This window comes from Pseudomonas mangiferae (genome assembly GCF_007109405.1).
In the GTDB taxonomy this organism is placed as follows: domain Bacteria; phylum Pseudomonadota; class Gammaproteobacteria; order Pseudomonadales; family Pseudomonadaceae; genus Pseudomonas_T; species Pseudomonas_T mangiferae.
The window spans coordinates 1-21,077 of the sequence record NZ_VJOY01000021.1 but is presented as its reverse complement, the minus strand read 5'-3'; the positions used below and the strand labels follow the sequence as shown (position 1 = coordinate 21,077).

Annotated in this window: 16 protein-coding genes, 4 tRNA genes and 1 pseudogene; 1 reads left to right on the top strand and 20 read right to left on the bottom strand. The window is 61.9% G+C overall.

Going from position 1 to position 21,077, the window contains the following annotated elements:
• Positions 1-18 precede the first annotated feature (18 nt).
• The 20 genes from tuf (FM069_RS19690) to birA form a co-directional block, all read right to left on the bottom strand.
• Entirely contained in the window at positions 19-1,212 is a 1,194-nt protein-coding gene (gene tuf, locus FM069_RS19690) for an elongation factor Tu (RefSeq protein WP_143490108.1), read from the bottom strand.
• A gap of 30 nt (positions 1,213-1,242) precedes the next feature.
• Positions 1,243-3,378, bottom strand: coding sequence for an elongation factor G (fusA, locus tag FM069_RS19685; RefSeq protein WP_143490119.1), 2,136 nt, complete (start codon positions 3,376-3,378; stop codon positions 1,243-1,245).
• 30 nt (positions 3,379-3,408) lie between these two features.
• Positions 3,409-3,879, bottom strand: coding sequence for a 30S ribosomal protein S7 (rpsG, locus tag FM069_RS19680; protein ID WP_143490118.1), 471 nt, complete (start codon positions 3,877-3,879; stop codon positions 3,409-3,411).
• An 87-nt stretch (positions 3,880-3,966) separates the two neighbouring features.
• Positions 3,967-4,338 carry a 30S ribosomal protein S12 gene (gene rpsL, locus FM069_RS19675; protein ID WP_143490117.1) on the bottom strand — a complete coding sequence of 124 codons (372 nt, stop codon included), beginning with the start codon at positions 4,336-4,338 and terminating at the stop codon, positions 3,967-3,969.
• 154 nt (positions 4,339-4,492) lie between these two features.
• Positions 4,493-8,692 carry a DNA-directed RNA polymerase subunit beta' gene (gene rpoC / locus FM069_RS19670; protein WP_143490116.1) on the bottom strand — a complete coding sequence of 1,400 codons (4,200 nt, stop codon included), beginning with the start codon at positions 8,690-8,692 and terminating at the stop codon, positions 4,493-4,495.
• 64 nt (positions 8,693-8,756) lie between these two features.
• Positions 8,757-12,830, bottom strand: coding sequence for a DNA-directed RNA polymerase subunit beta (rpoB, locus tag FM069_RS19665; protein WP_143490115.1), 4,074 nt, complete (start codon positions 12,828-12,830; stop codon positions 8,757-8,759).
• A gap of 219 nt (positions 12,831-13,049) precedes the next feature.
• Positions 13,050-13,421 carry a 50S ribosomal protein L7/L12 gene (gene rplL, locus FM069_RS19660; RefSeq protein ID WP_143490114.1) on the bottom strand — a complete coding sequence of 124 codons (372 nt, stop codon included), beginning with the start codon at positions 13,419-13,421 and terminating at the stop codon, positions 13,050-13,052.
• 73 nt (positions 13,422-13,494) lie between these two features.
• Positions 13,495-13,995 carry a 50S ribosomal protein L10 gene (gene rplJ, locus FM069_RS19655; RefSeq protein WP_143490113.1) on the bottom strand — a complete coding sequence of 167 codons (501 nt, stop codon included), beginning with the start codon at positions 13,993-13,995 and terminating at the stop codon, positions 13,495-13,497.
• A 194-nt stretch (positions 13,996-14,189) separates the two neighbouring features.
• Entirely contained in the window at positions 14,190-14,885 is a 696-nt protein-coding gene (gene rplA, locus FM069_RS19650; RefSeq protein WP_143490112.1) for a 50S ribosomal protein L1, read from the bottom strand.
• The gene (gene rplK / locus FM069_RS19645) at positions 14,886-15,317 is read right to left on the bottom strand and encodes a 50S ribosomal protein L11 (RefSeq protein ID WP_143490111.1); all 432 of its coding nucleotides are present in this window, start codon (positions 15,315-15,317) and stop codon (positions 14,886-14,888) included.
• Positions 15,318-15,434: 117 nt separating this feature from the next.
• A complete protein-coding gene (gene nusG, locus FM069_RS19640; protein WP_143490110.1) occupies positions 15,435-15,968 on the bottom strand; it encodes a transcription termination/antitermination protein NusG in 534 nt (177 codons plus the stop codon).
• A gap of 7 nt (positions 15,969-15,975) precedes the next feature.
• The gene (secE, locus tag FM069_RS19635; protein WP_143490109.1) at positions 15,976-16,347 is read right to left on the bottom strand and encodes a preprotein translocase subunit SecE; all 372 of its coding nucleotides are present in this window, start codon (positions 16,345-16,347) and stop codon (positions 15,976-15,978) included.
• 49 nt (positions 16,348-16,396) lie between these two features.
• Positions 16,397-16,472, bottom strand: a tRNA-Trp gene (locus FM069_RS19630).
• A gap of 54 nt (positions 16,473-16,526) precedes the next feature.
• Positions 16,527-17,720: an elongation factor Tu gene (tuf, locus tag FM069_RS19625; protein WP_143490108.1), complete on the bottom strand. Its 1,194-nt coding sequence runs from the start codon at positions 17,718-17,720 to the stop codon at positions 16,527-16,529.
• A gap of 86 nt (positions 17,721-17,806) precedes the next feature.
• Positions 17,807-17,882 (bottom strand) — tRNA-Thr (locus tag FM069_RS19620).
• Positions 17,883-17,908: 26 nt separating this feature from the next.
• Positions 17,909-17,982: transfer RNA gene (locus tag FM069_RS19615), tRNA-Gly, on the bottom strand.
• A gap of 25 nt (positions 17,983-18,007) precedes the next feature.
• Positions 18,008-18,092: transfer RNA gene (locus FM069_RS19610), tRNA-Tyr, on the bottom strand.
• Between the two features lie 142 nt (positions 18,093-18,234).
• Complete coding sequence (locus tag FM069_RS19605) at positions 18,235-18,912, bottom strand: SPOR domain-containing protein (RefSeq protein ID WP_143490107.1); 678 nt, start codon at positions 18,910-18,912, stop codon at positions 18,235-18,237.
• 10 nt (positions 18,913-18,922) lie between these two features.
• Positions 18,923-19,672, bottom strand: coding sequence for a pantothenate kinase (locus FM069_RS19600; RefSeq protein WP_143490106.1), 750 nt, complete (start codon positions 19,670-19,672; stop codon positions 18,923-18,925).
• Positions 19,662-20,615: a bifunctional biotin--[acetyl-CoA-carboxylase] ligase/biotin operon repressor BirA gene (birA, locus tag FM069_RS19595; RefSeq protein ID WP_143490105.1), complete on the bottom strand. Its 954-nt coding sequence runs from the start codon at positions 20,613-20,615 to the stop codon at positions 19,662-19,664. The genes FM069_RS19600 and birA overlap by 11 nt, the downstream gene beginning before the upstream one ends.
• A gap of 177 nt (positions 20,616-20,792) precedes the next feature.
• On the opposite strand from birA, the pseudogene FM069_RS19590 reads away from it, so the two are divergent.
• Positions 20,793-21,077 (top strand): annotated as a pseudogene (locus tag FM069_RS19590) (DNA topoisomerase IB); the annotation flags it as partial.

The window sequence follows — 21,077 nt, the reverse complement described above, 5'->3', positions numbered from 1 at the left end:
TTTTCCAGGGATCACCGATTACTCGACGATCTTGGCAACCACGCCGGCGCCGACGGTACGGCCGCCTTCGCGAATCGCGAAGCGCAGACCTTCTTCCATGGCGATCGGAGCGATCAGGGTGACAACCATTTTCACGTTGTCGCCCGGCATTACCATCTCAACACCTTCCGGCAGTTCGCAGTTACCGGTCACGTCGGTGGTCCGGAAGTAGAACTGCGGGCGGTAGCCCTTGAAGAACGGAGTGTGACGACCGCCTTCTTCCTTGCTCAGTACGTACACTTCGCACTCGAACTTGGTGTGGGGCTTGATGGTGCCCGGCTTGGCCAGAACCTGGCCACGCTCCACGTCTTCACGCTTGGTGCCGCGCAGCAGCACGCCCACGTTCTCGCCCGCACGACCTTCGTCCAGCAGTTTGCGGAACATCTCGACGCCGGTGCAGGTGGTCTTGGTGGTCGCCTTGATACCGACGATTTCCACTTCTTCCTGGATCTTGACGATGCCGCGCTCGACACGACCGGTCACCACGGTGCCGCGACCGGAAATCGAGAACACGTCTTCGATCGGCATCAGGAACGGCTTGTCGATGGCACGCTCGGGCTCCGGGATGTAGGAGTCCAGGGTTTCCACCAGCTTGCGCACGGCGGAGACGCCCATCTCGTTGTCGTCCTGGCCGTTCAGGGCCATCAGAGCGGAACCGATGACGATCGGGGTGTCGTCGCCCGGGAAGTCGTAGGTGTTCAGCAGATCGCGAACTTCCATCTCGACCAGCTCGAGCAGCTCGGCGTCGTCGACCATGTCGGCCTTGTTCAGGAACACGACGATGTACGGAACGCCTACCTGACGGGACAGCAGGATGTGCTCACGGGTCTGCGGCATGGGGCCGTCAGCAGCCGAGCAGACCAGGATCGCGCCGTCCATCTGGGCAGCACCGGTGATCATGTTCTTCACGTAGTCGGCGTGACCCGGGCAGTCCACGTGGGCGTAGTGGCGCACGGGCGAGTCGTACTCGACGTGGGAGGTGTTGATGGTGATACCGCGAGCCTTCTCTTCCGGCGCGTTGTCGATCTGGTCGAAGGCGCGAGCGGAGCCGCCCCAGGTCTCGGAGCAGACCTTGGTCAGCGCAGCGGTCAGAGTGGTCTTGCCATGGTCAACGTGACCGATGGTGCCGACGTTGACGTGCGGTTTGTTACGTTCGAATTTTTCCTTAGCCACGACAGTAAACCTCTTACTTAAAGGGCTGAATCAACCTTGTTTTTTAACCAGCGCTTCGACGACGTTCGACGGAGCTTCGGCGTATTTGGAGAATTCCATGGAATAGCTCGCACGCCCTTGGGACATGGAGCGGACATCGGTCGCGTAACCGAACATCTCGCCCAACGGAACCTCGGCGCGGATCACCTTACCGGAAACCGAGTCTTCCATGCCCTGAATCAGACCACGACGACGGTTCAGGTCACCCATCACGTCGCCCATGTAGTCCTCGGGCGTTACCACTTCCACTTTCATGATCGGCTCGAGCACCTTGCCGCCGCCCTTCTGGGCCAACTGCTTGGTGGCCATGGAGGCCGCGATCTTGAACGCCATCTCGTTGGAGTCGACGTCATGGTAGGAGCCATCGAACACGGTCGCCTTCAGGCCGATGAGCGGATAGCCGGCAACGACGCCGTTCTTCATCTGCTCTTCGATGCCCTTCTGGATCGCCGGGATGTATTCCTTCGGAACCACACCACCCACGACTTCGTTGGTGAAGACCAGGCCTTCGGTGATGTTGCCCTTCTCGTCCACGTCGGCCGAGGAGAAGCGGATCCAGCAATGACCGAACTGACCGCGGCCACCGGACTGACGAACGAACTTGCCTTCGATCTCCACGTTGTCCTTGGTGATGGTCTCGCGGTAGGAAACCTGCGGCTTGCCAATGTTGGCTTCGACGTTGAACTCGCGCTTCATGCGGTCAACGAGGATGTCCAGGTGCAGCTCGCCCATGCCAGAGATGATGGTCTGGCCGGTTTCTTCGTCGGTCTTGACGCGGAACGACGGGTCTTCCTGGGCCAGCTTGCCGAGGGCGATACCCATCTTCTCCTGGTCGGCCTTGGTCTTCGGCTCGACAGCGACCGAGATCACCGGCTCCGGGAAGTCCATGCGCTCGAGGATGATCGGCTTGTCCGGATCGCAGAGGGTTTCACCGGTGGTGACGTCCTTCATGCCGATCAGGGCGGCGATGTCGCCTGCGCGCACTTCCTTGATCTCTTCACGCTGGTTGGCGTGCATCTGTACCATACGGCCAACGCGCTCTTTCTTGCCCTTGACGGAGTTGATGACCGACTGGCCAGACTCCAGGACACCCGAGTACACGCGGACGAAGGTCAGCGTGCCGACGAAGGGGTCGGTCGCGATCTTGAACGCGAGCGCGGAGAACGGCTCGTTGTCGTCGGCATGACGCTCGTCTTTCGGCGCTTCGTCGCCATCGTCGACGTGATCCGGGTGGATACCCTGGATCGCAGGAATCTCGGTCGGCGCGGGCAGGAAGTCGATGACGGCATCGAGAACCAGAGGAACACCCTTGTTCTTGAAGGAAGAACCGCAGACAGCCGGGACGATCTCGCTGGCCAGGGTGCGCAGACGCAGACCCGCCTTGATTTCGTCAGCCGTCAGGTCACCTTCTTCGAGGTACTTGTTCATCAGCTCTTCGTTGGCCTCGGCAGCCGCCTCGACCATGTTGTTGCGCCACTCGGTGGCCAGGTCCATCAGCTCAGCCGGAATTTCTTCCTCGCGGTAGCTGGTGCCCTTGTCGTCTTCGTTCCAGTAGATGGCCTTCATCTTGATCAGATCGACCTGACCTTCGAAGTTCTCTTCTGCACCGATGGCGATCTGGATCGGAACCGGGGTGTGGCCCAGGCGGCTCTTGATCTGACCGACGACGCGCAGGAAGTTGGCGCCCGCACGGTCCATCTTGTTCACGTAGACGATACGCGGGACACCGTACTTGTTGGCCTGACGCCACACGGTCTCGGACTGCGGCTCGACGCCGGACGTCCCGCAGAACACCACGACCGCGCCATCCAGCACGCGCAGGGAGCGCTCCACTTCAATGGTGAAGTCAACGTGACCGGGGGTGTCGATGACGTTTACGCGGTACTTGTCGTACTGGCCGCGCGACCCTTCCCAGAAGGTGGTGATCGCAGCGGACGTGATGGTGATACCACGCTCCTGCTCCTGCACCATCCAGTCGGTGGTCGCGGCACCATCGTGCACTTCGCCCATCTTGTGGCTGAGGCCGGTATAGAACAGGATCCGCTCGGTCGTGGTGGTCTTGCCCGCGTCAACGTGGGCACAGATACCAATGTTACGGTAGCGGTTGATTGCTGTAGTACGAGCCATAAAGCCCTCGCAGAAAAATTGGTGCCGTGATTAGAAACGGTAGTGCGAGAAGGCCTTGTTGGCTTCGGCCATGCGGTGCACGTCTTCACGCTTCTTCACGGCAGCGCCCTTGCCTTCCGCGGCATCCAGCAACTCGCCAGCAAGACGCAGAGCCATGGATTTCTCGCCGCGCTTGCGCGCCGAGTCGACCAACCAGCGCATAGCCAGCGCATTACGACGGGACGGACGAACTTCGACCGGAACCTGGTAAGTCGCACCGCCTACACGGCGGGACTTCACTTCGACCAGCGGAGCGATGGCGTCGAGAGCTTTCTCGAAGAGTTCCAGGGGGTCGCTGTTCTTGCGTTCCTTGACCTTGTCCAGGGCACCGTAAACGATGCGCTCGGCCACGGCCTTCTTGCCGCTTTCCATCACGTGGTTCATGAACTTGGCGAGGATCAGACTTCCGTACTTCGGATCGTCAAGGATCTCGCGCTTGGCTGCTACACGACGTCTTGGCATTGATAAGCCCTCAAAACGGTCTTCAGGTAACCCGGGACGTTGTGCCCGACCTTACTCTTATCGACTCAGATAAATAGGATGCGGCGATTACTTCGGACGCTTGGTGCCGTACTTCGAACGGCCCTGGTTACGACCCTTGACACCGGAGGTGTCGAGCGAGCCGCGTACAGTGTGGTAGCGCACACCGGGAAGGTCTTTTACACGACCGCCACGGATCAGCACGACACTGTGCTCTTGCAGGTTGTGGCCTTCACCGCCGATGTAGGAGGTGACTTCGAAGCCGTTGGTCAGACGCACACGGCAGACTTTACGCAGTGCCGAGTTCGGTTTCTTCGGCGTGGTGGTGTACACGCGGGTGCACACGCCACGACGTTGCGGGCAGTTCTGCAGCGCAGGGACGTCGGATTTCTCGACGACACGCTTGCGCGGCTGACGTACCAGCTGGTTGATCGTTGCCATCTATACGCTCCACTGTGGTCTTTCGACGCTATTGCATTACGAAAGCAAAATGGCAGAGCGTTATGCCCTGCCAAATTTAAGGGTGCATGAGTCTAAAGAGACTGCAGCGCCCAGTCAAGACAAGGCCCGGGCGTCGAACGCCCGGGCCCCGTACTCAGTTACCGCTGGAATTCAGCGCTTCGGTCAGCGCCGCTTCCACTTCGCTGGCGCTGACGCGCACCGGCTTGTCGGCATCGCGGCGACGCTTGCGCTCGCTGTGGTAGGCCAGGCCGGTACCGGCCGGGATCAGACGACCCACCACCACGTTCTCCTTCAGGCCGCGCAGGTAGTCGCGCTTGCCGGTGACCGCCGCCTCGGTGAGGACGCGGGTGGTCTCCTGGAAGGAGGCCGCCGAGATGAACGACTCGGTGGACAGCGAGGCCTTGGTGATACCCAGCAGCACGCGGTCGAACTTGGCGATGAAGCGATCGTCGGCGGCCAGGCGCTCGTTCTCTTCCAGCACCTGGGTCAGTTCCATCTGGTCGCCCTTGATGAAGCTGGAATCGCCCGACTCGGTCACTTCGACCTTGCGCAGCATCTGCCGCAGGATGGTCTCGATGTGCTTGTCGTTGATCTTCACGCCCTGCAGGCGGTACACGTCCTGGATCTCGTTGACGATGTACTTGGCCAGCGCGCTGACGCCCAGCAGACGCAGGATGTCATGCGGGTTGCTCGGACCGTCGGAGATCACCTCGCCGCGGTTCACCTGTTCGCCCTCGAAGACGTTCAGGTGGCGCCACTTCGGAATCAGCTCCTCGTACGGATCGGAACCGTCGGTGGGTGTGATCACCAGGCGACGCTTGCCCTTGGTTTCCTTGCCGAAGGAGATCGTGCCGCTGATTTCCGCCAGGATCGACGGCTCTTTCGGACGACGCGCCTCGAACAGGTCGGCCACGCGAGGCAGACCACCGGTGATGTCCCGGGTCTTCGAGGTTTCCTGCGGGATACGGGCGATCACGTCACCCACGCCCACTTGCGAGCCGTCGGCCACGCCCACCAGGGCGTTCGCCGGCAGGAAGTACTGGGCCGGCACGTCGGTACCCGGCAGCAGCAGGTCCTTGCCGCTGGCGTCGACCAGCTTCACGGCGGGACGGATGTCCTTGCCAGCGGCCGGACGGTCCTTCGGATCCATCACCTCGATGTTGGTCAGACCGGTGAGTTCGTCGGTCTGGCGCTTGATGGTGATGCCCTCCTCCATGCCGACGAAGGTCACGGTACCCTTCATTTCGGTCACGATCGGGTGGGTGTGCGGGTCCCACTTGGCGACGATGGCGCCCGGCTCGACCTTGTCGCCTTCCTTGATGGAAATCACCGCCCCGTAGGGCAGCTTGTAGCGTTCGCGCTCGCGACCGAAGTCGTCCGCCACCGCCAGCTCGCCGGAACGGGATACCGCTACCAGGGCGCCGTCGGCACGCTCGACGTGCTTGAGGTTGTGCAGGCGGATGATGCCGCCGTTCTTCACCTGGACGCTGTCCGCGGCGGAGGTCCGGCTGGCCGCACCCCCGATGTGGAAGGTCCGCATGGTCAGCTGGGTGCCCGGCTCACCGATGGACTGGGCGGCGATGACGCCGACCGCTTCACCGATGTTGACCTGATGCCCGCGGGCCAGGTCGCGGCCATAGCACTTGGCGCAGATGCCGTAGCGGGTGTCGCAGCTGATGGGCGAACGCACGATCACTTCGTCGATGCTGTTGCGCTCGATGAATTCGACCCATTGCTCGTCCACCAGGGTACCGGCGGGCACGATGACCTCGTCGGTGCCCGGCTTGAACACGTCGCGGGCGATGACACGGCCCAGTACGCGCTCGCCGAGGGGCTCGACCACGTCGCCGCCCTCGATGTGCGGGGTCATCAGCAGGCCGTGCTCGGTGCCGCAGTCCACCTCGGTGACCACCAGGTCCTGGGCCACGTCCACCAGGCGGCGGGTCAGGTAACCGGAGTTGGCGGTCTTCAGGGCGGTATCCGCCAGACCTTTCCGCGCACCGTGGGTGGAGATGAAGTACTGCAGTACGTTCAGGCCTTCACGGAAGTTCGCGGTGATCGGGGTTTCGATGATGGAGCCGTCCGGCTTGGCCATCAGGCCACGCATACCGGCCAGCTGACGGATCTGGGCCGCGGAACCCCGGGCGCCTGAGTCGGCCATCATGTACATGGAGTTGAAGGACTCCTGGTCGACTTCCTTGCCCTCGCGATCGACCACCTTCTCCTTGGAGAGGTTGGACATCATCGCCTTGGACACTTCGTCGTTGGCCTTCGACCAGAGGTCGATCACCTTGTTGTACTTCTCGCCCTGGGTCACCAGGCCGGAGGCGTACTGGCTCTCGATCTCCTTCACTTCCTCGGTAGCGGCATCGATGATGCGCGCCTTCTCGTCCGGGATGACGAAGTCGTTCACGCCGATCGACACACCGGAGATGGTCGAGTAGGCGAAGCCGGTGTACATCAGCTGGTCGGCGAAGATGACGGTGTCCTTCAGACCCACCACACGGTAGCACTGGTTGATCAGGCGGGAGATCGCCTTCTTCTTCATCGGCTGGTTGACGACGTCGTACGGCAGGCCGGCCGGAACCACCTGGAACAGCAGCGCGCGGCCGACGGTGGTGTCGACGATACGGGTGTTCTTGGTGATGCTGCCGTCCTTGTGCTTGACGGTCTCGTTGATCCGCACTTTCACCCGGGCGTGCAGGGACGCCTCGCCGGCGCGGAACACGCGGTCGACTTCCTGCAGGTCGGCGAATACGCGACCTTCACCCTTGGCGTTCACCGCTTCACGGGTCATGTAGTACAGACCCAGCACGACGTCCTGGGACGGCACGATGATCGGCTCGCCGTTGGCGGGCGAGAGGATGTTGTTGGTGGACATCATCAGCGCGCGCGCTTCCAGCTGGGCTTCCAGCGTCAGCGGCACGTGCACGGCCATCTGGTCACCGTCGAAGTCGGCGTTGTACGCAGCGCAGACCAGCGGGTGCAGCTGGATGGCCTTGCCTTCGATGAGCACCGGCTCGAACGCCTGGATGCCCAGACGGTGCAGGGTCGGTGCGCGGTTCAGCAGTACGGGGTGTTCGCGGATGACTTCAGCGAGCACGTCCCAGACCTCGGGCAGCTCGCGCTCGACCATCTTCTTGGCGGCCTTGATGGTGGTCGCCAGACCACGCATTTCCAGCTTGCCGAAAATGAACGGCTTGAACAGCTCCAGGGCCATCTTCTTGGGCAGACCGCACTGGTGCAGGCGCAGGGTCGGGCCCACGGTGATCACGGAACGACCGGAGTAGTCCACGCGCTTGCCCAGCAGGTTCTGGCGGAAACGACCTTGCTTGCCCTTGATCATGTCGGCCAGGGACTTCAGCGGGCGCTTGTTGGAGCCGGTGATAGCACGGCCGCGGCGGCCGTTGTCCAGCAGGGCATCCACCGCTTCCTGCAGCATGCGTTTCTCGTTGCGCACGATGATGTCCGGCGCGGCGAGGTCCAGCAGGCGCTTGAGGCGGTTGTTGCGGTTGATCACCCGGCGATACAGGTCGTTCAGGTCGGAGGTCGCGAAGCGACCGCCATCCAGCGGCACCAGCGGACGCAGGTCCGGCGGCAGCACTGGCAGCACGGTCAGCACCATCCACTCGGGATGGTTGCCGGAGCCCTGGAAGGCTTCCATCAGCTTCAGGCGCTTCGACAGCTTCTTGATCTTGGTCTCGGAGTTGGTCTGCGGGATTTCCTCGCGCAGGCGGCCGATCTCGTGCTCCAGGTCGATGGCATTGAGCAGCTCGCGCACGGCCTCGGCGCCCATGCGGGCATCGAAGTCGTCGCCGAACTCTTCGAGGGCTTCGAAGTACTGCTCGTCGTTCAGCAGCTGACCCTTCTCCAGGGTGGTCATGCCCGGATCGATCACCACGTAGCTCTCGAAGTAGAGCACGCGCTCGATGTCACGCAGGGTCATGTCCAGCAGCAGGCCGATACGCGACGGCAGCGACTTGAGGAACCAGATGTGAGCGACCGGCGAAGCCAGCTCGATGTGGCCCATGCGCTCGCGGCGCACCTTGGCCAGGGCGACTTCCACGCCGCACTTCTCGCAGATCACGCCACGGTGTTTGAGGCGCTTGTACTTGCCGCACAGGCACTCGTAGTCCTTCACCGGGCCGAAGATCTTGGCGCAGAACAGGCCGTCGCGCTCCGGCTTGAAGGTACGGTAGTTGATGGTCTCCGGCTTCTTCACTTCACCGAAGGACCAGGAGCGGATCATCTCGGGCGAGGCCAGACCGATACGGATGGCATCGAACTCTTCGAGTTGACCCTGGTTTTTCAACAGATTGAGCAAGTCTTTCAAGGCCTTTCCTCCTCACGGACCCGGTGCGACCGGCCCTGCCGGCCGCACCGTGTAGCGTCGCGTGTTATTCGGTTTCCAGTTCGATGTCGATGCCGAGCGAACGGATCTCTTTGATCAGCACGTTGAAGGATTCGGGCATGCCGGCCTCCATGCGGTGATCGCCGTCCACGATGTTCTTGTACATCTTGGTGCGGCCGTTCACGTCGTCCGACTTGACCGTCAGCATCTCCTGCAGGGTGTAGGCGGCGCCGTAGGCTTCCAGCGCCCAGACCTCCATCTCCCCGAAACGCTGACCACCGAACTGCGCCTTGCCGCCCAGCGGTTGCTGAGTGACGAGGCTGTAGGAGCCGGTGGAGCGGGCGTGCATCTTGTCGTCGACCAAGTGGTTCAGCTTGAGCATGTACATGTAGCCGACGGTGGTCGGGCGCTCGAACTGGTTGCCGGTGCGGCCGTCGGTCAGGCGCATCTGGCCGCTTTCCGGCAGGTCGGCGAGCTTCAGCATGGCCTTGATCTCGCGCTCCTTGGCACCGTCAAACACCGGAGTCGCCATGGGCACGCCACCCTTGAGGTTGTTGGCCAGGGCGACGATCTCGTTGTCCGACAGCTCGTCCAGGCTTTCCTGGCGGCCACCCACTTCGTTGTAGATCTCGTTGAGGAACTGACGCAGCTCGGCGATCTTGCGCTGCTCTTCGAGCATGCGGTTGATCTTCTCGCCCAAGCCCTTGGCCGCGAGGCCCAGGTGGGTCTCGAGGATCTGGCCGACGTTCATCCGCGACGGTACGCCCAGCGGGTTGAGGACGATGTCCACCGGGGTGCCATTGGCATCGTGGGGCATGTCTTCGACCGGCATGATCACCGAGACCACACCCTTGTTACCGTGGCGGCCGGCCATCTTGTCGCCCGGCTGGATGCGGCGCTTGATGGCCAGGTAGACCTTGACGATCTTCAGCACGCCCGGCGCCAGGTCGTCGCCCTGCTGCAGCTTGCGCTTCTTGTCCTCGAACTTGTCGTCCAGCAGCTGACGGCGATCGCTGAGGTAGGCCTGGGCCTTCTCCAGCTGCTCGTTCAGCGCGTCGTCGCTCATGCGCAGCTTGAACCACTGGCCGTGCTCGAGACCGTCGAGGAACGCGTCGTCGATCGCCGCGCCTTTCTTCAGGCCCGCGCCGCCTTCGGCCTTGGCACCGACCAGGGCGGAACGCAGGCGCTCGAAGGTCGCGCCTTCGACGATGCGGAACTCCTCGTTGAGGTCCTTGCGGATCTCGTCCAGCTGCATCTTCTCGATGGCCAGGGCACGGCTGTCGCGCTCCACGCCGTCACGGGTAAAGACCTGGACGTCGATGACGGTGCCCTTGGTGCCGGTGGGCACGCGCAGAGAAGTGTCCTTCACGTCGCTGGCCTTCTCGCCGAAGATCGCACGCAGCAGCTTCTCTTCCGGGGTCAGCTGGGTCTCGCCCTTTGGCGTGACCTTGCCCACCAGAATGTCGCCGGCCAGTACTTCGGCACCGACGTAGACGATGCCGGCTTCGTCCAGCTTGTTCAGCGCGGCCTCACCCACGTTCGGGATGTCCGCGGTAATTTCCTCTGGGCCGAGCTTGGTGTCGCGGGCGACGCAGGTCAGTTCCTGGATGTGGATGGTGGTGAAGCGATCTTCCTGGACCACGCGCTCGGAGAGGCAGATGGAGTCCTCGAAGTTGAAGCCGTTCCAGGGCATGAACGCGACGCGCATGTTCTGGCCCAGGGCCAGCTCGCCCATGTCGGTGGACGGACCGTCGGCCAGGATGTCGCCACGCGCCACCACGTCACCCTTGTTCACCAGCGGGCGCTGGTTGATGCAGGTGTTCTGGTTGGAGCGGGTGTACTTGGTCAGGTTATAGATGTCGACGCCGGCCTCACCGGTCTCGACCTCGGAATCCACCACGCGCACCACGATACGGCCGGCATCGACGGAGTCGATCACGCCGCCACGACGGGCCACCACGCAGACGCCGGAGTCACGGGCGACGTTGCGCTCCATGCCGGTGCCCACCAGCGGCTTGTCGGCACGCAGGGTTGGCACGGCCTGACGCTGCATGTTCGAACCCATCAACGCACGGTTGGCGTCGTCGTGCTCGAGGAACGGGATCAGCGACGCGGCGACGGAGACCACCTGCTTCGGCGACACGTCCATCAGGGTCACGTCTTCCGGCGCCTTCACGGTGAACTCGTTCAGGTGCCGCACGGCCACCAGTTCGTCCACCAACTGGCCCTGTTCGTTCAGGGTCGCGGACGCCTGGGCGATTACATGGTCAGCCTCTTCGATCGCCGAGAGGAACACGATCTCGTCGGTGACCTTGCCTTCCTTGACCACGCGGTACGGGCTTTCCAGGAAGCCGTACTGGTTGGTGCGGGCATAGGCGGCCAGGGAGTTGATCAGGCCGATGTTCGGACCTTCAGGCGTCTCGATCGGGCACACGCGGCCGTAGTGGGTCGGGTGTACGTCGCGGACTTCGAAGCCGGCGCGCTCACGGGTCAGACCGCCCGGGCCGAGTGCGGAGACACGGCGCTTGTGGGTGATCTCGGAGAGCGGGTTGTTCTGGTCCATGAACTGGGACAGCTGGCTGGAGCCGAAGAACTCCTTGATCGCAGCGGCCACCGGCTTGGCGTTGATCAGGTCCTGAGGCATCAGGCCTTCGCTCTCGGCCATGGACAGGCGCTCTTTCACCGCCCGCTCGACACGCACCAGGCCCACGCGGAACTGGTTCTCGGCCATCTCGCCGACGCAGCGGACGCGACGGTTACCCAGGTGGTCGATGTCGTCGACGATGCCCTTGCCGTTACGGATGTCGACGAGGGTCTTGAGCACCTCGACGATGTCCTCGCGGCTCAGCACGCCGGACCCCTCGATCTCGGTACGACCGATGCGGCGGTTGAACTTCATGCGGCCGACTGCGGACAGGTCGTAGCGCTCGGCGCTGAAGAACAGGTTGTTGAACAGGGTCTCGGCGGCTTCCTTGGTCGGCGGCTCGCCGGGACGCATCATCCGGTAGATCTCGACCAGGGCTTCCAGCTGGTTGCCGGTGGAGTCGATCTTCAGGGTGTCGGAGATGAACGGACCGCAGTCGATATCGTTGGTGTAGAGCGTCTCGATGCGGACGACCTGGGCCTTGGCGACCTTCACCAGCATCTCGGTGGTAAGCTCGGTGTTGCACTCGGCGATGATCTCGCCGGTGGCCGGGTGCACGATGGCCTTGGCCGTGGTGCGGCCCAGCAGGTATTCCATCGGCACTTCCAGCTCTTTGATGCCGGCCTTGTCGAGCTGGTTGATGTGGCGCGCGGTGATCCGGCGACCCTGCTCGACGATGACCTTGCCGCCGGCGTCCTTGATGTCGAACGACGCGATCTCGCCACGCAGGCGCTGGGGTACCAGTTCCAGGTTCAGGCTTTCGCCCGTGACGTGGTAGACGTTGGTGTCGTAAAACGCATTGAGGATTTCCTCAGTGCTGTAGTTCAGCGCACGCAGCAGCACGGATGCCGGCAGCTTGCGGCGACGGTCGATACGAACGAAGACGGCATCCTTCGGATCGAACTCGAAGTCCAGCCAGGAGCCGCGGTACGGAATGATGCGCGCGGAGTACAGCAGCTTGCCGGAGCTGTGGGTCTTGCCACGGTCGTGGTCGAAGAACACGCCCGGGGAGCGGTGCAGCTGGGAGACGATGACGCGCTCGGTACCGTTGATGATGAAGGTACCGTTCTCGGTCATCAGGGGGATTTCCCCCATGTAGACTTCTTGTTCCTTGATGTCCTTGATCGCTTTGTTCGACGACTCCTTGTCGAAGATGATCAGGCGCACTTTCACCCGCAGCGGGACCGCGAAGGTCACACCGCGCAGCACGCATTCCTTGACGTCGAACGCCGGCTCGCCCAGGCGATAGCCGACGTATTCCAGAGCGGCGTTGCCGGAATAGCTGATAATCGGGAAGACGGACTTGAAGGCCGCGTGCAGGCCGATGTCGCGGAACTGATCCTTGCTCACCCCTGCCTGCAGGAATTCGCGATACGAATCCAGCTGGATGGCCAGGAGGTAGGGCACATCCATGACATCCGGCAACTTGCTAAAGTCTTTGCGGATACGTTTTTTCTCAGTGTATGAGTAAGCCATCAGCGTTCCCCAGCTTGGTCACCTGCTTGTTTGGCTCCATCCCGACGGAAGCAGCCAGAAAATCGTGCGAACCCATGTTCGCGCCACCCTCGGGTGGGGTTTTCCGTTCTAGACAGGCAGCCACCAGACTGCCTGTCTAGAACGGAAAAAGGCCGGTGGCATGAGCCACCAGCCATCAGCCTTTCGCGAGTCGCTCAGGCTGTAGACGCAAGAGCGAACTTACTTGAGCTCGACCTTGGCGCCTGCTTCTTCCAGGGATTTCTTGGCGGCTTCGGCTTCTTCTTTCGAAGCGCCTTCCTTCACCACGCCCGGAGCGCCGTCGACCACAGCCTTGGCTTCTTTCAGGCCCAGACCGGTCAGTTCGCGAACGACCTTGATCACGTTCACTTTCTTGTCGCCGGCTTCGGTCAGGACGATGGTGAACTCGGTTTGCTCTTCAGCGGCAGCAGCCGGGCCGGCAGCCGGGCCAGCGGCAACGGCGGCAGCAGCGGTCACACCGAACTTCTCTTCCATCGCCTTGATCAGTTCCACCACTTGCATGACGGACATTTCGGATACGGCGTTGATGATGTCTTCGTTGGTCAGAGCCATGACTCTAGTTTCCTGTATCGGTTGGCGACCCTAAGCCGCCTGGAATGGGGTTGAGCAGAATCGGCCGGGCGCCTCAGGCGGCAGCGGCTTCTTTCTGGTCACGAATGGCGGCCAGGGTGCGGGCCAGCTTGCTGGTAGCGCCTTGGATCACGCTCATCAGCTGGGAAACCGCTTCGTCGTAGGTCGGCAGGGTAGCCAGTACGTCGATTTGGTTGGCTGCGATCAGCTTGCCTTCGAAGGCGGCGGCCTTGATCTCGAACTTGTCCTGACCCTTGGCGAAGTCCTTGAAGATCCGGGCGGCAGCGCCAGGATGCTCGTTGGAAAACGCAATCAGGGTCGGGCCTTTGAACGCGTCGCCGAGCACATCGAACTGAGTGCCTTCGACGGCGCGGCGCAGCAGGGTGTTACGCACGACTTTCACGTACACACCGGCTTCGCGGGCCTCTTTACGGAGTCCGGTCATGGCGCCGACAGTCACGCCACGGGCATCGGCCACGACAGCGGACAGGGCAGCCTGGGCAGCCTCGTTGACTTCAGCGACGATGGCCTTCTTGTCTTCGAGTTTGATTGCCACGGGTTTACTCCTGGATGTTACCGTTTCGCCCGGCCGGAGCCGGACGGCTTTGGTGTCTGATTCGGTAAGAATCGGGAGCACCATCTGCGTAGGCGGGTGATTTAAGGCTTGCGCCACCTACGGTCTTGGACAGCCCCCGCCAGGCAGGGACCCCAATAGTGGCAGCCGACGGCGAACCGTCGGCCACATGTTCCTTACGCCTCCAGGGAAGCCTGGTCGATCTGCAGGCCGGGACCCATGGTGCTGCTCAGGGTCACGCGCTGCACGTAGATGCCTTTGGACGTGGACGGTTTCAGGCGCTTCAGGTCGGCCAACAGTGCTTCGACGTTCTGCTTCAGCTTGGTCGGCTCGAAATCGATCTTGCCCACGGACGCGTGGATGATGCCGTTCTTGTCAGTACGGAAACGAACCTGACCGGCCTTGGCATTCTTCACCGCAGTGGCGACGTCCGGGGTCACGGTACCGACCTTCGGGTTCGGCATCAGGCCGCGCGGGCCGAGGATCTGGCCCAGCTGACCGACGACGCGCATGGCGTCAGGGGACGCGATGACCACGTCATAGCTCAGGTCGCCGCCCTTCATCTCGGCAGCCAGCTCGTCCATGCCGACACGATCGGCGCCCGCAGCCAGCGCGGCTTCGGCGCCCGGACCCTGGGTGAACACAGCGACGCGAACGGATTTGCCGGTGCCGTTGGGGAGCACAGTGGCGCCACGCACGACCTGGTCGGATTTACGCGGATCGACGCCCAGGTTGATGGCGATGTCCACGGATTCCTTGAACTTGATGGTCGACAGCTCGGCCAGCAGTTTGGCAGCGTCTTCGAAGCCGTATTGCTTGCCCGCCTCGACTTTCTCGGCGATCGCCTTCTGGCGCTTGGTCAGCTTAGCCATTTACACACCCTCCACGGTCAGACCCATGCTGCGAGCGGAGCCGGCGATGGTACGCACGGCCGCGTCGAGGTCAGCGGCGGTCAGGTCGGCATTTTTGGTCTTGGCGATCTCTTCCAGCTGGGCACGGGTCACAGTGCCGACTTTTTGGCTGTTGGGACGCGCAGAACCGCTGGCGATGCCGGCTGCTTTCTTCAGCAGCACGGAAGCGGGGGTGCTCTTGGTCTCGAACGTGAAGCTGCGGTCGCTGTAGACGGTGATGATCACCGGAGTCGGCAGGCCCGGTTCCATGCCCTGGGTACGGGCGTTGAACGCCTTGCAGAACTCCATGATGTTCACGCCGTGCTGGCCCAGTGCGGGACCGACCGGCGGCGACGGGTTGGCCTGGGCGGCCTTCACTTGCAGCTTGATATAAGCCTGGATCTTCTTAGCCATTTGCTACTCCAATTACGGGTGCGGACGCCTTGACGGCTCCCCGGTTGCTTTCGCGTTTATCCCGGTGACGCAAAAACCCCGCAACCATCGGCTGCGGGGTAAGGGATGCAATGCCAGTTATGCCTTTTCGACCTGGCTGAACTCCAACTCCACCGGAGTAGAGCGTCCGAAAATGAGCACGGCGACTTGGATCCGGCTCTTCTCGTAGTTGACTTCCTCGACGACGCCATTGAAATCGGCGAAAGGCCCGTCGATGACCCGGACGGTCTCGCCCGGTTCGAACAGCGTCTTGGGTTTCGGCTTGTCACCGCTGTCGGCCACACGACGCAGAATCGCATCGGCTTCCTTGTCGGTGATCGGCGCGGGCTTGTCCGCGGTACCACCGATGAAGCCCATGACACGAGGCGTGTCCTTGACCAAGTGCCAAGTGCCTTCGTTCATTTCCATCTGCACCAGCACGTAGCCGGGGAAGAACTTGCGCTCGCTCTTGCGCTTCTGGCCATTGCGCATCTCCACCACTTCTTCAGTGGGGACCAGAATCTCGCCGAATTCGTCTTCCATTCCGGCCAGCTTGACGCGCTCGATCAACGAACGCATGACATGCTTTTCGTAACCCGAATAAGCATGTACGACGTACCAACGCTTAGCCACGGCGCACCTACCGACCAACAATCATCGAAACAATCAAGCCGAGCAGGGAATCGAGCCCCCACAGCAGCAGCGACATAACCAGGACCACCGCAACGACGATCAACGTGGTCTGAGTGGTCTCTTGACGAGTGGGCCAAACGACCTTGCGAATCTCGCCACGCGCTTCCTTGGCCAGCACGAAGAAGGCCTGACCCTTGACGGTCTGCAGGACGATGAATCCTGCGACGGCGGCCAAAGTCAGCAAACCAAGAACGCGGTAAAGAATCGGCTGGGCGGAGAAGTACTGATTACCCACCACACCAACCACAACAAGGACAGCCACGACGAGCCATTTCAGAGCATCGAAGCGATTGGGTTTGGCTTCAGCCTTGGCATTCATCAGCATGGATCCTGTTGGAGAAAGGCCAGACTTCGCGCGCTTGGAAATCTGGCAGGCCAGGAGGGAATCGAACCCCCAACCTGCGGTTTTGGAGACCGCTGCTCTGCCAATTGAGCTACTGGCCTGTAACTGAAGTCAGGCCGGCCATTATGCCGGCCTGACAGAGCAAGATCAATCGATTACTCGACGATCTTGGCAACCACGCCGGCGCCGACGGTACGGCCGCCTTCGCGAATCGCGAAGCGCAGGCCTTCTTCCATGGCGATCGGAGCGATCAGGGTGACAACCATTTTCACGTTGTCGCCCGGCATTACCATCTCAACGCCTTCCGGCAGCTCGCAGTTACCGGTCACGTCGGTGGTCCGGAAGTAGAACTGCGGACGGTAGCCCTTGAAGAACGGAGTGTGGCGACCGCCTTCTTCCTTGCTCAGTACGTACACTTCGCACTCGAACTTGGTGTGGGGCTTGATGGTGCCCGGCTTGGCCAGAACCTGGCCACGCTCCACGTCTTCGCGCTTGGTGCCGCGCAGCAGCACGCCCACGTTCTCGCCAGCACGACCTTCGTCGAGCAGCTTTCGGAACATCTCGACGCCGGTGCAGGTGGTCTTGGTGGTCGCCTTGATACCGACGATTTCCACTTCTTCCTGGATCTTGACGATGCCGCGCTCGACACGACCGGTTACCACGGTGCCGCGGCCGGAGATCGAGAACACATCTTCGATCGGCATCAGGAACGGCTTGTCGATGGCGCGCTCGGGCTCCGGAATGTAGGAGTCCAGGGTTTCCACCAGCTTGCGCACGGCGGAGACGCCCATCTCATTATCGTCCTGGCCGTTCAGGGCCATCAGCGCGGAACCGATGACGATCGGGGTGTCGTCGCCCGGGAAGTCGTAGGTGTTCAGCAGATCGCGAACTTCCATCTCGACCAGCTCGAGCAGCTCGGCGTCGTCGACCATGTCGGCCTTGTTCAGGAACACGACGATGTACGGAACGCCTACCTGACGGGACAGCAGGATGTGCTCGCGGGTTTGCGGCATGGGGCCATCGGCAGCCGAGCAGACCAGGATCGCGCCGTCCATCTGGGCAGCACCGGTGATCATGTTCTTCACGTAGTCGGCGTGACCCGGGCAGTCCACGTGGGCGTAGTGGCGCACGGGCGAGTCGTACTCGACGTGGGAGGTATTGATGGTGATACCGCGAGCCTTCTCTTCCGGCGCGTTGTCGATCTGGTCGAAGGCGCGAGCGGAGCCGCCCCAGGTCTCGGAGCAGACCTTGGTCAGCGCAGCGGTCAGAGTGGTCTTGCCATGGTCAACGTGACCGATGGTGCCGACGTTGACGTGCGGTTTGTTACGTTCAAACTTTTCCTTTGCCATCGAGACCGTCCCCCATCATGTAATTGAGCGAGTCACGCCGCCATTAAAACAAAGGCAGATATTTTCATATCTGCCTTTGTACGTAATGGAGCTCATGAGCGGATTTGAACCGCTGACCTCACCCTTACCAAGGGTGTGCTCTACCAACTGAGCTACATGAGCCAAACCTATTGCATCAGCAGCAAACCTGGAGCGGGTAGCGGGAATCGAACCCGCATCATCAGCTTGGAAGGCTGAGGTTCTACCACTGAACTATACCCGCGGAGCCTGCAGCTCACGCTTGAAACTGGTGGAGGGAGAAGGATTCGAACCTTCGAAGTCTATGACGTCAGATTTACAGTCTGATCCCTTTGGCCACTCGGGAATCCCTCCAAAGGAGGCGGCATTTTCAATATCTGCCACCCGGCTGTCAAGCTTTTTCTCATTAAAATCTTGAGCTTAGCTACTTCGACAACCGCTCTTCAGAACCAGGCATGGACACTAGCGCTGCGGAGCGGGCGCCATTCTAGACAAACTAGCGAGCCGATGCAACGCTTTCGCAAGGCATTAATTGATGCTGCAAATCCTTGAAGCTGCTGGACAGTTGGCCGAGCAGCGCATCGTCCGCGAGCCGTCGACTTTCCGGCGCGATCCGCACCCAGAAGCTGCGGTGGGCACGCGGCAGTTCCCGCATCAGCGGCTCGTAACCTGCATCCCGCAGGCGCTGCAAGACGCTTTCCGCCGAATCGCTGCGCGGGAAGATTCCCAGGGAAATGCCGTTCGACAGATCGCCCTGGGTGATGATGTAGCTGTCGATCTTGCGCGCCTGCAACTCTTTCAGCTGGCGAAGCGAAGCTTGTCGCGATGCCAGTGGCGCGAGATAGACCCAGTAGTCCATCCCCGCCGCCGCATCCACCGCCTGTACACGGGATTGGATATCCAGGCTGAGCAGCCGCTGCTCCACTTCACGCGCCTCCTCCTCACGCTCGAAGCCGCCCAGGAACAGGCAGACATCCTCGGGAGCGCCTGGCAATGACGCGGTCGTCTCTCGGCGCGGTTGTGTAACTGATTCACTGAGCAACTGGATGTTTTGCTTCGCATCCTTATAGACGGTAAGCGATCCCGTCTCCTTGGGATGCAGGGGAGCCTGTTGCTGATGCCATACGTAATAGAAGAGGTTCAGGACAAGCAGGAATAGAAATGACCAGCGCATTACATGGGCCTCAAGACAAGGGGCAGGCGATCGCCAGGCCGACGAACACGAGATCGGGAACCACCTTCGCCTCAGGCAATACGTCCTGTACCAGGACGGCATCTCCGCCGGTCAGGAACACCGTGAAGGATTCGCCGAACGCGTGGTGCGCCATGTCGATCTGGGTTTTCACGAAACCCTGGAGCATCAGGAGACAACCACGCTCTACCGCCTCCACCGTCGAGCGCCCCGGCTCGATTGCCTGCAGCGCTCGCTCAGCGGCCAGGTCATCGTAGCGAATGCGGCGTGTGTGGGTACGCAATTGGTTGCGCATCATGGAGATGCCCGGGCAGATGAAGCCTCCGACGTGGGCGCCGTCGCTGTTGACCAGATCCGAGGTGACCGCGGTCCCCAGGTCCAGCACCAGGCAGGCGCCGCGCGCGAGGCGGTACCCCCCCACGATCGCCATCCAGCGGTCGAGCCCCAGGCGCTGGTGCTGCTCGTAGCCGTTGGTCACGCCCCCCAGGCGCTCTGCCGGCCGGACCATGACCGGCACGACGCCGAAATGCACCTGCAGGCTCGCCATCAATCGTTCGGTCTCTTCATCCGTCCGAACACTGACCAGGCGGCAATGGCGGAGCTGAAGTCGGGGAATGGCTTTCAGCCGGGCGACCAGCTCGTCATCCGAACCCACCACACCGGAACCGATCACGCGATCGTGGCCGGCTTCGATCACTCGCCACTTTATGAAGGTATTCCCGCAATCGAGCTCAAGAATCATCACGTAGCCTCAAGCTCAACTCTCCGCTGCTGTAATGGATGGTGCCCTGCTCCGTTTTCAACCGTAGCGCTCCCTGCTCATCGATACCCAATACGACGCCGTCGATCTGCTGGGCTCCGGAAGTCAGGCTGACGGCGCGCCCCTGCCAGGCATGATGGTGCTCCCACAGCGCGCGCAATCCGGAAAAACCCTCTTGCCGCAGGCGGACCAGAAAGCGCTGTAATGACTGACTCAGGCGGATGGCCAAGGCATTTCGCTCGACGGACTTACCCTGAATGTCTCGTAAAGACGTCCAGGGTTGGTCGATCTGCTCGGGCGGCACGGTCATGTTCACGTTGACCCCAATGCCGATGATCACATTGCATACGTCTGCCGGGTCGCCCACTAGCTCCAGCAGGATACCCGCGACCTTTTTGCCATTCACCAGGAGATCGTTAGGCCATTTCAACCCCGCCTGGATACCTGTGGCGTCCAGTGCCTCAAGCACTGCCAGCCCTACGACCAGACTGAGCCCCTCAAGCTGCCGCGCGCCCTCGGTGACTGGGAGCGCCACGCTGTAATAGAGGTTTTCTCCGAAGGGACTGACCCACTTGCGCCCCCGACGGCCTCGCCCAGCGGTCTGCCGTTCCGCCAATACCAAAATCGGGTGGCTTCGCGAACCAGCCATGCGCCGTATCGCCTCGGCATTGGTCGAGTCGACTTCTGTGAGGACATGAACGTCCCAGTCAGGAACTGCGTTCCTGATCGTCTGCTCATCGAGAAGCGATAAGGGCTGCGCAAGGCGATACCCTTTCCCACGCACCTTGTGGAAGGAGATGCCTAATTGCTCCTCGATATGTTGCAGTTGCTTCCAGACAGCGCTGCGGCTGACACCCAACTGTTTACCGAGCGTTTCGCCAGAATGGAACTGGCCATCTTCGAGGAGCTTTAACAGGGACAGCATCAACCCGACTCGACGGTTCAAGGAGGCTGCATCATATCGATGCAGATGGGGATTGCCTATCAAGTGTGGGGCAGGCCTCCTACAAAACGGTAAGCCGAGGCGCGCAGCGAAGTGACCCCAAGAGCCGGCAAAGACCTGCCTGACGAGGCCTCGCCCAGGCGGCAGAATTCCCCGCCCCTTACCGCTCAATACTTCACTGCCAAGGACTACCGGACCTGGGCCGGCAGCGCACTGGCCTTGGCTTACTTGCGCGAGGCCCCCTGGGAGGATGAAGCCCGAGCCAAGCGCGAGGTAGTGGAGGTGATCCGCCAGGTCTCGAGTCAGCTGGGCAATACCCCGGCGGTGCTGTCGGCGTACCTGGCGGGTTCGCTGCGGGGCCAGCGCAAGGCGCGTGCACGCAAGGGCCTGCGGGCGGAAGAAGCGGGACTGGTGCGTTTCCTGGAGGGGCGGAGCCGCAGGCGT

Excerpts from the sequence above, each read along its gene's own strand:
- fusA (WP_143490119.1), bottom strand. The coding sequence starts at position 3,378 with ATGGCTCGTACTACAGCAATCAACCGCTACCGTAACATTGGTATCTGT.
- rpsG (WP_143490118.1), bottom strand. The coding sequence starts at position 3,879 with ATGCCAAGACGTCGTGTAGCAGCCAAGCGCGAGATCCTTGACGATCCG.
- rpsL (WP_143490117.1), bottom strand. The coding sequence starts at position 4,338 with ATGGCAACGATCAACCAGCTGGTACGTCAGCCGCGCAAGCGTGTCGTC.
- rpoB (WP_143490115.1), bottom strand. The coding sequence starts at position 12,830 with ATGGCTTACTCATACACTGAGAAAAAACGTATCCGCAAAGACTTTAGC.
- rplL (WP_143490114.1), bottom strand. The coding sequence starts at position 13,421 with ATGGCTCTGACCAACGAAGACATCATCAACGCCGTATCCGAAATGTCC.
- rplA (WP_143490112.1), bottom strand. The coding sequence starts at position 14,885 with ATGGCTAAGCTGACCAAGCGCCAGAAGGCGATCGCCGAGAAAGTCGAG.
- rplK (WP_143490111.1), bottom strand. The coding sequence starts at position 15,317 with ATGGCTAAGAAGATCCAGGCTTATATCAAGCTGCAAGTGAAGGCCGCC.
- secE (WP_143490109.1), bottom strand. The coding sequence starts at position 16,347 with ATGAATGCCAAGGCTGAAGCCAAACCCAATCGCTTCGATGCTCTGAAA.
- tuf (WP_143490108.1), bottom strand. The coding sequence starts at position 17,720 with ATGGCAAAGGAAAAGTTTGAACGTAACAAACCGCACGTCAACGTCGGC.
- FM069_RS19605 (WP_143490107.1), bottom strand. The coding sequence starts at position 18,912 with ATGCGCTGGTCATTTCTATTCCTGCTTGTCCTGAACCTCTTCTATTAC.
- FM069_RS19600 (WP_143490106.1), bottom strand. The coding sequence starts at position 19,672 with ATGATTCTTGAGCTCGATTGCGGGAATACCTTCATAAAGTGGCGAGTG.
- birA (WP_143490105.1), bottom strand. The coding sequence starts at position 20,615 with ATGCTGTCCCTGTTAAAGCTCCTCGAAGATGGCCAGTTCCATTCTGGC.